The 11,155-nt window shown below is 66.2% G+C and carries 11 protein-coding genes and 1 rRNA gene; 6 read left to right on the top strand and 6 right to left on the bottom strand.

The window, feature by feature from the left end; translation table 11 throughout:
* The first annotated feature begins 118 nt into the window (after positions 1-118).
* Both rrf and HH212_RS04635 read left to right on the top strand, forming a co-directional pair.
* Positions 119-231, top strand: a 5S ribosomal RNA gene (gene rrf / locus HH212_RS04640).
* A 381-nt stretch (positions 232-612) separates the two neighbouring features.
* On the top strand, positions 613-2,352 hold the full coding sequence (locus HH212_RS04635; RefSeq protein ID WP_169434303.1) for a sensor domain-containing diguanylate cyclase: 1,740 nt from the start codon (positions 613-615) through the stop codon (positions 2,350-2,352).
* Between the two features lie 132 nt (positions 2,353-2,484).
* Here the strand turns inward: HH212_RS04635 and HH212_RS04630 are convergent, their stop codons facing one another.
* The 5 genes from HH212_RS04630 to HH212_RS04610 form a co-directional block, all read right to left on the bottom strand.
* Positions 2,485-2,826: a DUF1840 domain-containing protein gene (locus HH212_RS04630; protein WP_169434302.1), complete on the bottom strand. Its 342-nt coding sequence runs from the start codon at positions 2,824-2,826 to the stop codon at positions 2,485-2,487.
* A 113-nt stretch (positions 2,827-2,939) separates the two neighbouring features.
* Positions 2,940-4,481 (bottom strand): hypothetical protein, encoded by a 1,542-nt coding sequence (locus HH212_RS04625; RefSeq protein ID WP_169434301.1) that lies wholly within the window; start codon positions 4,479-4,481, stop codon positions 2,940-2,942.
* A complete protein-coding gene (locus HH212_RS04620) occupies positions 4,478-5,206 on the bottom strand; it encodes an ABC transporter ATP-binding protein (protein WP_169434300.1) in 729 nt (242 codons plus the stop codon). Before HH212_RS04620 ends, HH212_RS04625 begins: the two co-directional genes overlap by 4 nt.
* 4 nt (positions 5,207-5,210) lie before the next feature.
* Positions 5,211-5,813, bottom strand: coding sequence for a hypothetical protein (locus HH212_RS04615; protein ID WP_229217570.1), 603 nt, complete (start codon positions 5,811-5,813; stop codon positions 5,211-5,213).
* A 56-nt stretch (positions 5,814-5,869) separates the two neighbouring features.
* A complete protein-coding gene (locus HH212_RS04610) occupies positions 5,870-7,387 on the bottom strand; it encodes a YifB family Mg chelatase-like AAA ATPase (RefSeq protein WP_169434299.1) in 1,518 nt (505 codons plus the stop codon).
* 141 nt (positions 7,388-7,528) lie between these two features.
* On the opposite strand from HH212_RS04610, the gene HH212_RS04605 reads away from it, so the two are divergent.
* Complete coding sequence (locus HH212_RS04605) at positions 7,529-7,825, top strand: hypothetical protein (RefSeq protein WP_169434298.1); 297 nt, start codon at positions 7,529-7,531, stop codon at positions 7,823-7,825.
* Between the two features lie 74 nt (positions 7,826-7,899).
* On the opposite strand, the gene HH212_RS04600 is transcribed toward HH212_RS04605, so the two are convergent.
* Positions 7,900-8,148, bottom strand: a complete 249-nt coding sequence (locus HH212_RS04600) for an accessory factor UbiK family protein (protein WP_169434297.1) — start codon at positions 8,146-8,148, stop codon at positions 7,900-7,902.
* 266 nt (positions 8,149-8,414) lie between these two features.
* On the opposite strand from HH212_RS04600, the gene HH212_RS04595 reads away from it, so the two are divergent.
* The 3 genes from HH212_RS04595 to HH212_RS04585 are packed head-to-tail and all read left to right on the top strand — an operon-like array spanning position 8,415 to position 11,073.
* A complete protein-coding gene (locus HH212_RS04595) occupies positions 8,415-9,161 on the top strand; it encodes a TorF family putative porin (protein ID WP_169434296.1) in 747 nt (248 codons plus the stop codon).
* Positions 9,162-9,173: 12 nt separating this feature from the next.
* Positions 9,174-9,512, top strand: coding sequence for a P-II family nitrogen regulator (locus HH212_RS04590; protein ID WP_169434295.1), 339 nt, complete (start codon positions 9,174-9,176; stop codon positions 9,510-9,512).
* Between the two features lie 10 nt (positions 9,513-9,522).
* Positions 9,523-11,073 (top strand): ammonium transporter, encoded by a 1,551-nt coding sequence (locus tag HH212_RS04585; RefSeq protein ID WP_169434294.1) that lies wholly within the window; start codon positions 9,523-9,525, stop codon positions 11,071-11,073.
* The last annotated feature ends 82 nt before the right edge of the window (positions 11,074-11,155 follow it).

The raw sequence follows: 11,155 nt of genomic DNA, 5'->3' as shown, positions 1-11,155 counted from the left end.
TGCCAGAGACGAGGGTTCGGCTGTTTGTTGATACAGGCAACACCACAGATTACCGAAAACACTTCTTCCAGATTTAGGGTGGCGTCGCGCACAGCACGACGCACCCGTACAAGTCATGCCTGATGACCATAGCAAGTCGGTACCACCCCTTCCCATCCCGAACAGGACCGTGAAACGACTTTGCGCCGATGATAGTGCTGCAACCAGTGTGAAAGTAGGTTATCGTCAGGCTAGTTATAAGCAAAGCCCCGCTCAGTGAACTGTGCGGGGCTTTTTGCTTTTGGAAAAGCAAACCCCACCGTCCGGATCTGCCGTGCAGATCTTCACTCTCGGTGGGGTTTTTCGTTTTGAAACAATAAAAGCCGACAGTGCAAATGTGCGTTGCACAGCAGGCTTTTTGCTTTCAAGTCGCCTCTCACGTTCTTGAAAACCGTATTCTGAACATCGCTGTTCGGATAGCATGAGGCCTCGGTACAGCTTTGTGGATATTCACATAGGTACCGACCGGCATTTGCGTGAATTTTCACAAAAAATGTAGTTTTTGGGAAACTTTTTGTGGAGTCAAAACTGCATGTGCGATAGCATTTTGATCCATGAATTCCTGGTTTCCCCATGACGCACGATAGCGACACTTCCTCCACGGGCAAGCCGACCAGGCTGCTCAGTCTGGCCACCCTGATCGTGTCGTTTACCTGTCTCATCGTGGCCATTACGGTCTTGCTGCAATTGACCCTGGTCGACCACTTTGCGATCCGCCATGCGACCGTCGAAGCCAAGCTCCGTCTTGAGCAACTTTCCTGGCAAATGCGCGACTCCCTCGACCGCACGCTGGAACAAACGGTGCGTGATGTCCACCTGTTGACCGCGCTACCGGCCGTGCGGCGCATCGACCACCCTGCCGATGCACGCGGCATCATCGACAACCTGCAGCGCAATTTTCCGAACTATGCCTGGATCGGTATCGCCACGCCCGATGGTAAGGTGCAAGCGGCTACCGGCGGACTGCTGGAAGGACGCGATGTCACGGCACGGCCCTGGTTTCATGCAGGCCAGCGTGAACTGATCGTCGAGGATTACCATCCTGCCATATTGCTGGGCAAACTGTTGCCGCGTATGCCCGATCCCTGGCGCTTCGTCGATGCCGCCGGTCCGATCAGCGATGCGGACGGCAAATTGCGAGGCGTGCTGGCCATCCACCTGAGCTGGGATTGGGCGCGTTCTCTTGCACAGGGGTTGCTGACGCCGGCGCTGCGCGACTTCGGCGCCGAGATCATCGTGGTGCGGGGCGACGGCGTGGTACTGCTCGGCCCGGCCGATATTCTCGAAAAGCGCATCGCCACCGACAGCCTGGCGCTTGCGCGGCAAGGCAAGACCGGCGCTCTGATGGAACGCTGGCCGGATGGCCGCACCTACGTGACCGGCTACAGCCTGACCGGGCACAGCGGCGATCGCACCAGCCTGCGCTGGGCGGTCCTGGTACGCCAGACCGAGGCAGTTGCGATGGCGTCGGCACACGCGTTCGAGCGGCGCGCGCTGGGCGTCAGCCTGGTCCTGGCAACCGTCCTGGCGGCGGCTGCCGCCGTGCTGGCGCGCCGCATCGTGGCGCCGTTCAAGGTACTCAGCCATGCCATCGAACACGTCGCCCATGCGCCCGACAAGGCAGGGCCGGCGGCGATCCCCGAAGTGCACGGTTTCCATGAAGCGCAAGTCCTGTCCGATGCACTGCGCGGCCTGATTCGCAGCGAGCGCAACCACCAGGCCGACCTCGAGCGCATGAACGCGCGGCTGGAAGATGCGGTGGCGGCCAGGACCGCCGAACTGCAGCAACTGCTGATGCGTGACGTGCTCACCGGTTTGCCGAACCGGCGCGCATTGATGCAGGCCTTGCCGGAAGCGATGGCGCGTGCGGCCCGGCTGAAGCGCCCATGCGCCGTCATGTTCCTGGACATGGATGGCTTCAAGACCGTCAACGATACGCGCGGTCATGAAGAAGGGGATGAATTGCTGCGCCAGTTCGGTACACGCATCTTGTACAGCATTCGCGAGACCGACCTGGTGGCGCGCCTGGCCGGCGACGAATTCGTGGTGATCCTGGACCTCGTCAACGATCGGCAGGAAGCCGAACACAAGGCGCAATTTCTGTTGTCCCAGCTGACGCGGCCGTTCGTGCTCGGCAGCGGTGGCATCCAGGTCGGTGCCAGCATCGGCCTGGCCATCCAGCATCCGCATCAGGTGCAAGACCCGACCCGCCTGCTGGCGCGCGCCGACCAGGCGATGTACCAGGCCAAGGGAAGCGGCAAGAACCGGGTCGCGCTCGCGTTCGACGAGATCGAGCATGCAGGCGCGTCCTGACGCGCTACGGTGACTGGCAACGGTTCAAGCGAACCGTCGTTCTGCGAACGCGCGCGTTGTCAACACGTTACCAGTGCGCTGGCAACGCAATAGCGGCGCCGCAACCGCGGCAAGCGGATGCGGCGCTTTTGCTTACACCCCCCAGAGGATGTCGCTGCCCTGGTCACGGGCAGCGCGCAGCATTTCGAGCAGCGGATAGGCGCGCGTGGAGAAACTCACCGCTTCGATCGGCTCGTGCTCGCCGTCCGGATGGTCGCCGTGATGCGCCTTGACGTCCTGCTCCATCTCGTCGGTCGCCTGGTGCTTGCGGCTTTCTTCGATTTCGTGCTCGAGCAGGTCGACGGCGCGTGACGATTCCTCGGCGGTGATGACGCCGCGTTCGCTGTCCTTGTGCAGCAGGTCGAGGATGCGTTTCGCGTGTTCCTGGTACATCAGGACGTTCGGATAGGCCTTGGATTTAAAAGTAATCAGCATAGTTGTCTCTTCTAATCATGAGTAGGCAAACGATATCACGACTCGAAAAGGCGCGTCGGTGCGCGGCCGCACCTGGCGGACGCATCTTTCAGGCCTCTCTCTCTTCGCATCGCTCAGACTCCGCGGCGCCGGAACAGCCAGGAGAACAGCAAGATCACCAGCGCGGCGGCCAGCGCGAACGCGGCGGTGGCCGCCGCCCAGGCCGGTGCATCCGTCGCCAGAGCGACCAGCGCCCAGGCCATGCCGCCCCACGCCAGGCTGGACAGCAGTTCGAAGAAGGTACACAGGAAGTTTTCCTTGCCGCGCGCCTTGAAATCGCTGCGCGCAGCCGGGCGTCCTACCCACAGCACGATCAACGCCGAACCCAGCACCGCGCCGGTGGCCGTAAAGCTGATCAGGAGGCCCGGCACCGGCGTGCGCGCGACCAGCCACAGCAGCGGCAGCGCCACCAGAAGCAGGGCCGGCATGGCGGCCGCGGCCAGCTTGGCCAGGCGGATGGTGCGCTGCGCCGCAGGCGCGGATAGCAGCAGGTCGGGCGCATCCTCGGCGGAGATGACGATCCATGCCAGCGACCCGGTAAGCGAACTGCACAGCAGCGTCAGGCCGGCGCCGATGGCCGGAAGCGAGCCGCCGCCGCGCAGGATCAGCAGCAGCAGCGGCAGCAGATACACCAGCTGCAGCAGCACCTGCGAGACCAGATGCGGATCGCGTGCGATCAGGCGCCACTCCTTGACCACCACGGTGTCGAACAGGCTGCTGCGAAAGCGGTAGCGCGCCGCTCCGGCCGGCCTTGCGCTCACGTGTGCCATGCCCGCCGCCTGCTGCAGGCCGCGCACGAAGAAACGGTGGGTGCGTCCGGCCGTCAAGAGCATGGCAGCCAGGGCCAGCAGCGCCAGGCCTGCCAGCGGCGCCGGTTCGCCCAGCGCGGCGCGGCCCGGGAGCCACAGCGGACTATCGGGGCCGAGCATGCCGCCTTGCGCCAGGGAGCGCATGACGCGCGCGGCGCCGCCGTCGCCGGCTTCGTGAGAGACCAGGTTGTAGGCCTGCGAGAGCAGGAACAGCAGCGCCCCGGCGATGGCCGCCACCACCTGGGCGATCGTGCGGGTGCGGCGCGCCCCGAACAGGCGCACCAGCGCCAGCGTCAGCAGCATGGCGGCGCAGGCAGCCAGCGCCGCCACTGCCGTCACGGCCGGATAGATGGCGATCCAGCGCGGCTGACCCAGGGCCAGCCCGACGTGGGCCAGCGGCGCCAGCAGGTACAGGAACATGGCGGCGGTGGCCGCCGTCACGCCGAGCAGGCGCACCGTGAAGATGGTGCGCGATGGCAATGGAGACGACAGCAGCAGGTCGAGGTCGCCGCGCTCGAACAGGGCCAGCACGCTGGCCTTGAGCGCATTGGACAGCATGAAGGTCGCGCAGACCAGCAGCGCGGCGCCGGCCAGCACCGCCAGGCGCGCATCGTGCAGGCCGTCCGCCTGCAGCGGCCGCAACAGGATATAGGCGAACGCGTGCAGGAACGTCCACCCCAGCAGCCAGGCCACGATGGCGCGCAGGCCGGGACGGCGCTTGCCGCCCTTGTTCAGTGCGGCGCCGTACCAGGACAGGCGCAGCTCGTGGGCGAGCAGCCACAGTGTGCTGCCAGGCGCGGCCTTCACGCCCGCTCCGTCAACTGCAGGAACACGTCTTCCAGGCTCCCGCCCAAGGTACGCGCGCGCAGTTCGGCGAGCGTGCCCTCGGCGATCAGGCGGCCCTGGCGGATGATGCCGATGCGCTGGGCCAGCCGTTCCGCCACTTCGAGGATGTGGGTGGTGAGGATCACGGTGCCGCCCTTGGCGACGTGCGCCAGCAGCAGGTCCTTGACCTGGCGCGCCGCCGCTGCGTCCAGCCCGGTGAGCGGTTCGTCGAGGATCAGCAGTTCCGGTGCGTGGATCAGGGCGCCGGCCAGGGCCAGCTTCTGCTTCATACCGCGCGAAAATCCTTCCGTCAATTCATGCGCGTGCCCGGCCAGGTCGAGCCAGTCGAGCAGGCGCCGCGCTTCCGGCTCGGCCTGCTCCGGGCGCAAGCCCCACAGGCCGGCCACGAATTCCAGGTATTCGGTCGGTTTCAGTTTCCCGTACAACATCGGGTCGTCCGGCAGGTAGGCGATGCGGCGCTTGGCGGCGGCCGGGTCGCGCGCCATGTCGATGCCGAACACCTCGACCTGGCCGGCGTCCGGCGCCAGCAGGCCGGTAACCATGCGCAAGGTGGTGGTCTTGCCGGCGCCGTTGGGACCGAGCAGGGCGTACAGCTCGCCGCGCCGCACGGTGAGATCGAGGCCGTCGACTGCGGGGCGGCCGAAGTTCTTGCGCAGCGCGCGCAACGCGAGGGCAGGAGAGGTCATGGATTCAAAGCACGCTGAAGGAAGTGAGGAATTGCTCGACCTGTTCCGGCGGCAGCGCCGGCGCGGGGCCGACCACGATGACCTGGAAGAAGCGCTTGCCGCGCGCCTCGAAGTGGCCGACCAGGCGCATCGGTCGGCCACGGCTGGTGCCGGTCGCGTCGATGTCGCTGCTGGCGCGGGTGTCGCGCTTGCCGTCCCCGGCGGACGAGGAAGCCGAGGCCGATGCCGATGTGGCGGCGCCGTCGGCGCCGATATTGCGTAGCAGCGCCAGCTTCATCGCTTCCAGCGCCGCCTGCGCGCGCGCCGCATCCGGCGCCTCGGCCGCGCCGACCGCGAAGGTCGCGCCGTCGACTTCGGCCGCCGCCATCGTCATGCGTACCTTCATCCCGTCCAGGTCGATCTCGCGCGTGGTGCTGGACGGCTTGGCCGGGAACAGGACGCGGTAGGACGCATCCGCAGCGGTGTAGTCGCGCCAGTTGTATTTCGGACTGCACGCCGCGATCAGCACCAGCAGGGGCAGCAGCAGCATGCCGCGCAGCCGCGCACGCGGCCGCCGGTACAGCCGTGCCAAGGACGAGGACAGCGCCGGCAGGAATAGGATCGTCATGCCGAGATGGTAACAGGACGGCGGCCAGCGCAGGCGCTCGGCGGTATCATTTCCGGCTACTGTCCGGACAAGCCGCGCCGGTACTGGATCGCTTCCGCCACGTGCTGCGCCTGCACCTGGCTGGAGGCAGCCAGGTCGGCCACCGTACGCGCCACCCGCAATACCCGGTGATACGCGCGCGCCGACCAGTGCAACTTTTGCATCGCTTCGCGCAATAGATGGCCGGCGGCGGCGTCGAGCTCGCAATGCAGGTCGATCTCGCGCGTGCCGAGGCGCTGGTTGGCCTTGCCCTGGCGCGCCAGCTGCAGGGCGTGCGCCCGTCCGACGCGCGCGGCGACCGTGGCGCTGGCTTCGCCGTCGGCCAGCAGCGCCATGGCGTCGGGCGCCATCGCCGCCACCGGGATCTGGATGTCGATGCGGTCGAGCAGGGGGCCGGAAATGCGGTCCTGGTAGCGTTGCACCGCGTCCGGCGTGCAGCGGCAGCGGCCCGACGGATGGCCCAGCCAGCCGCAGGGACAGGGATTCATCGCCGCCACCAATTGGAAACTGGCGGGAAAGTCGGCCTGGCGCGCCGCGCGCGAGATCGTGATCTCGCCGGATTCCAGCGGTTCGCGCAGTACCTCGAGCACCTTGCGGTCGAACTCCGGCAACTCATCCAGGAACAGCACGCCATGGTGCGCCAGCGACACTTCCCCCGGACGTGGATTGCTGCCGCCGCCGACCAGGGCCACGCCGGAACTGGTGTGGTGCGGCGTGCGGTAGGGACGGCGGCGCCACTGGGCGGCCGAAAAGCTGCCGGCCAGCGACTGGATCGCCGCCGTTTCCAGCGCTTCTTCCTCGCGCATCGGCGGCAGCAGCCCGGGAAAGCGCGAGGCCAGCATGCTCTTGCCGGCGCCCGGCGGGCCGATCAGCAGCACCGAGTGCAGCCCCGCCGCCGCCACTTCCAGTGCGCGCTTGACGTGCTGCTGGCCCTTGACGTCGGCAAAATCCGGATAGCGCGGCGCGGCATCCGGCGTGGGCGGACGGTGGCGCGCCAGCAGCGCATCGTTGCCCTTGGCGGCGAGGTGGGAGCAGACCTCGATCAGGGTGCGCGCGGGATAGATTTCCGCATCGGCCACCAGCGCGGCCTCGTCGGCGTTGGCTGCCGGCAGCACGAAGGCGCAAGGGCGGCCGGCCCCGGCGCGGTGCATGGCGAAGCTCATCGCCAGGGCGCCGCGCACCGGCCGCAGTTCGCCCGACAGCGACAATTCTCCGGCGAACTCGTAGCGCTCCAATTGCCTGGCCGGAATCTGCTCGGACGCGGCCATGATGCCGAGGGCGATCGGCAGGTCGAAGCGGCCCGACTCTTTCGGCAGGTCGGCGGGCGCCAGATTGATGGTGATGCGCCGGTTGGGCACCTCGTAGCCGGAGTTCTGCAGCGCCGCGCGCACCCGGTCCTTGGCTTCGCGCACCTCGGTGTCCGGCAGCCCGACGATGTGCATGCCCGGCAAGCCGTTGGCGAGGTGCACCTCGACGCTGACGGCCGGCGCCTGCATGCCGGCCAGTGCGCGGCTCTTGACGACGGCGAGACTCATCGGGGTTCCTTGGCATCCATGGTGACGCCACATCTTAGGATGCCGTCGCCGCACTTCCTTGCGCGGGAACAGCCGTGCGCGCCTGGCGCAGCCGGCGCTCTGGTAAGGTAGCGGACCGACACGCCATCCAACGTTACCGCAATGCCGAAACTGATCCTGACCGTCGCGATCCTGGGCGCCCTGTTCTGCCTGCTATGGGGACCGTCGTTTCTGGTGGCGCGGCGGCTGTGGTTCAGGGGCGACCTGACCGTATTCCGTTCGCTGCGCCTGCTATGGCCGGCGCAAACCGTGCTGGTGGCGGGACTGGTGTTCGCGGCCGATGCTGCCGGCTGGACCAACCTGCCGGGCTATACCGTCGCCATCACCGCCGCGGTCAGCCTCGCGGGCGCGGCGGCATTCGCGGCGTGGCGCCTGCTGCGCCGCCTGATGGTGCGCTGACGCCGGCCGGCACGCGCCGGCGGCTTCCTCCCTTCGACCGCGCAACAGCCGTATCCGTTGCGCCGGAAGGTCGGTCAGATCTTGGTGACCGGCGTGGATAGCTTGGCTTCCAGTTCCGCCACGCGCGCTTCCAGCGCGTCCAGCTTGGCGCGCGTCTTGGCCAGTACCTGCGCCTGGATGTCGAATTCCTCGCGCGTGACCAGGTCCAGCTTCGAGAAACCCTGCGTCATCATCGCCTTGACGTTGCGCTCGATGTCCTTGGCCGGCGAATTGTCGATCGCCTGGTTGATCTTGCCTTGCAGGTCGTTGAAGAAGTTATTCATTGTTCTGTCCTTGAGTCGGCGCCGGGCGCACCGTCACGGTGCACGCATGCCTGAATTGGTGCGCGCACCCATTTGGCACACGCGGGCCATTGCGGTTTGTCGTTTTTGAAACCAGAAATGGGGATAGGCCATGCGAAAACAAGGACCGTCCGCCACATTCGGGGTGGCACGCATCCTGCTAAATCAACAATCGAACACATGGCGGCAGGAGCGCAACCGGATTGTAAACCGCAAACAAAGAAGATGTTCAAACAAGGGGGTGTCGAATGAAGTGTCGTAACACCAGGTGGCCCCAGGCCACGGTCCTGGCAGCATGTCTCTGGACTCTCACCATCGGGCCCGCCGGCGCCCAGGAACAAAAGCCGGACAACGAAGTCAGTTTCAATGCCGCATTGACCAGCGACTACCGTTACCGCGGCGTGTCGCAGTCGCGCCTCGATCCGGCGCTGCAGGGCGGCGCCGACTACGTGCACAACCCGACCGGTGTGTACGTGGGCACCTGGCTGTCCACCATCAAGTGGACCAAGGACCTGGGCGGCAGCGGCGACGTGGAATGGGATATCTATGGCGGCAAGCGCGGCAACCTGAGCGCGGACGTGACCTACGACGTCGGCGGACTGTACTACTTCTATCCGAATAACGGCCTCGGCCCGAACGCCAACACCTTCGAGGTATACGGCCAGCTGGGCTACGGCCCGGCCTACATCAAGTACTCGCATTCCCTGACCAACCTGTTCGGCACCGCCGATAGCAAGGGCAGCGGCTATCTCGACGCCGGCGCCAATGTCGATATCAGCAACGGCTTCACCCTGAACCTGCATATCGGGCGACAGCGCCTGCGTCACAACGGTTCGCTGTCGTACACCGACTACAAGCTCGGCGTGACCAAGGACTTGGGCGTGTGCTCGGTCGCACTGGCCTATATCAAGGCCGACAGCAATGCCTACCTGAGTCCATCCAGGGAAAACCTGGGCAAGTCGGCGGCACTGCTCACCGTTTCAAAAACTTTCTGAAGAGGCAATAGCATGAAAATGATCACCGCCATCATCAAACCCTTCAAGCTCGACGAGGTCCGCGAAGCGCTCTCGGAAATCAATGTGCAGGGTATCACGGTGACCGAAGTCAAGGGTTTCGGCCGCCAGAAAGGGCACACCGAGCTGTACCGCGGCGCCGAATACGTGGTCGACTTCCTGCCGAAGACCAAGATCGAGGCCGCCGTGGACGACGCCATCGTCGACCAGGTGATCGACACCATCCAGGGCGCCGCGCGCACCGGCAAGATCGGTGACGGCAAAATTTTCGTCTCCAATCTGGAGCAGGTAATCCGCATCCGCACCGGCGAGACCGGCAACGATGCGCTGTAAGGGGAACCCGATGACGCATACCATCACCAAACTGTTCGCCGGCCTGGCCGTCGCCATGGCGCTCGGCGTTGCGGCGCCGTCCATGGCCCAGGACGCCGCGCCGGCCGCTGCGGCACCGGCAACCACGGCCCCGGCCGCCGCGGCACCGGCCGCCGCAACGCCGGCGAGCGCTGCGCCCGCAGCCGCCACCGTAGCCACCACCGCGGCGCCGGCCGCCGCCCCGGCCGCCGCACCCGCCCCGCAAAAAGGCGACACCGCCTGGATGTTCGTGGCGACCTTACTCGTCATCATGATGACGATTCCCGGCCTGGCGCTGTTCTATGGCGGCCTGGTGCGCGCCAAGAACATGCTGTCGGTGCTGATGCAGATCTTCATGATCTTTTCCGTCATCATCGTGCTGTGGTGCCTGTACGGCTATTCGTTCGCGTTCACCGAGAACAATGCCTTCATCGGCGGCACGGACAGGGTGTTCCTGAAAGGCATCTGGGACCCGGCCAAGGCCGCGTTCAGCACCGCCGCCACCTTCAGCAAGGGCGTGGTGATTCCGGAGTTCATCTTCGTCGCCTTCCAGGGCACCTTCGCCGCCATCACCTGCGGCCTGATCGTCGGCGCCTTCGCCGAACGCGCCCGCTTCGCGGCGGTGCTGGCCTTCGTGGTGCTGTGGTTCACCTTCGGCTACCTGCCGATCGCCCACATGGTCTGGTTCTGGACCGGTCCGGACGCGATCACCGCCGCCTCGCTCGCCACCGAGACCGCCAAGGGCGGCTGGCTGTGGCAGAAGGGCGCGCTCGACACCGCCGGGGGCACCGTGGTGCACATCAATGCCGCCGTGGCCGGCCTGGTCGGCGCGATCCTGATCGGCAAGCGCATCGGCCTCGGCCGCGAATCGATGGCGCCGCACTCGCTGACCATGACCATGATCGGCGCGTCGCTGCTGTGGGTGGGCTGGTTCGGCTTCAACGCCGGTTCGGCGCTGGAAGCCGGCGATGTCGCCGCGCTGGCCTTCATCAACACGCTGCTGGCCACCGCTGCCGCCACCGTGTCGTGGGTGTTCGGCGAATGGATCACCAAGGGCAAGCCGTCGATGCTGGGCGCCGCCTCGGGCGCGGTGGCCGGCCTGGTGGCGATCACCCCGGCCTGCGGCTTCGTCGGCCCGATGGGCGCGCTGGTCATGGGCTTGCTGGCCGGTATCGTCTGCCTGTGGGGTGTGAACGGCCTGAAGCGCCTGATCGGCGCCGACGACTCGCTCGACGTGTTCGGCGTGCACGGCGTGGGCGGCATCCTGGGCGCGCTGCTGACCGGCGTGTTCGCGGCGCCGCAGCTGGGCGGGCAGGGCATCTTCGACTACACCACCAACAAGATGGCGGCCGATCCGTATTCCATCGGCAGCCAGCTGCTGATCCAGGCCGAAGCGGTCGGCACCACCATCATCTGGTCGGCGGTGGTCTCGTTCATCGCCTACAAGATCGTCGACGCGGTGATCGGCCTGCGCGTGGAACAGGACGCCGAACGCGAAGGCCTGGACATCACCAGCCACGGCGAGTCGGCTTACCACTCCTGAGCAGCGTCGTTTCGACGGTAGCAGCCTGAAGCGCCCTGCGGGGCGCTTTTTCATTCAATTGGAATAAGGTATCTTTAAAAAA

Source organism: Massilia forsythiae (assembly GCF_012849555.1).
GTDB classification, from domain to species: domain Bacteria; phylum Pseudomonadota; class Gammaproteobacteria; order Burkholderiales; family Burkholderiaceae_D; genus Telluria; species Telluria forsythiae.
This window is presented reverse-complemented; position numbering and strand designations above follow the sequence as displayed.

Coding starts and splice junctions, on each gene's coding strand:
- HH212_RS04635 (WP_169434303.1), top strand. CDS start 613: ATGACGCACGATAGCGACACTTCCTCCACGGGCAAGCCGACCAGGCTG.
- HH212_RS04630 (WP_169434302.1), bottom strand. CDS start 2,826: ATGCTGATTACTTTTAAATCCAAGGCCTATCCGAACGTCCTGATGTAC.
- HH212_RS04620 (WP_169434300.1), bottom strand. CDS start 5,206: ATGACCTCTCCTGCCCTCGCGTTGCGCGCGCTGCGCAAGAACTTCGGC.
- HH212_RS04615 (WP_229217570.1), bottom strand. CDS start 5,813: ATGACGATCCTATTCCTGCCGGCGCTGTCCTCGTCCTTGGCACGGCTG.
- HH212_RS04610 (WP_169434299.1), bottom strand. CDS start 7,387: ATGAGTCTCGCCGTCGTCAAGAGCCGCGCACTGGCCGGCATGCAGGCG.
- HH212_RS04605 (WP_169434298.1), top strand. CDS start 7,529: ATGCCGAAACTGATCCTGACCGTCGCGATCCTGGGCGCCCTGTTCTGC.
- HH212_RS04600 (WP_169434297.1), bottom strand. CDS start 8,148: ATGAATAACTTCTTCAACGACCTGCAAGGCAAGATCAACCAGGCGATC.
- HH212_RS04595 (WP_169434296.1), top strand. CDS start 8,415: ATGAAGTGTCGTAACACCAGGTGGCCCCAGGCCACGGTCCTGGCAGCA.
- HH212_RS04590 (WP_169434295.1), top strand. CDS start 9,174: ATGAAAATGATCACCGCCATCATCAAACCCTTCAAGCTCGACGAGGTC.
- HH212_RS04585 (WP_169434294.1), top strand. CDS start 9,523: ATGACGCATACCATCACCAAACTGTTCGCCGGCCTGGCCGTCGCCATG.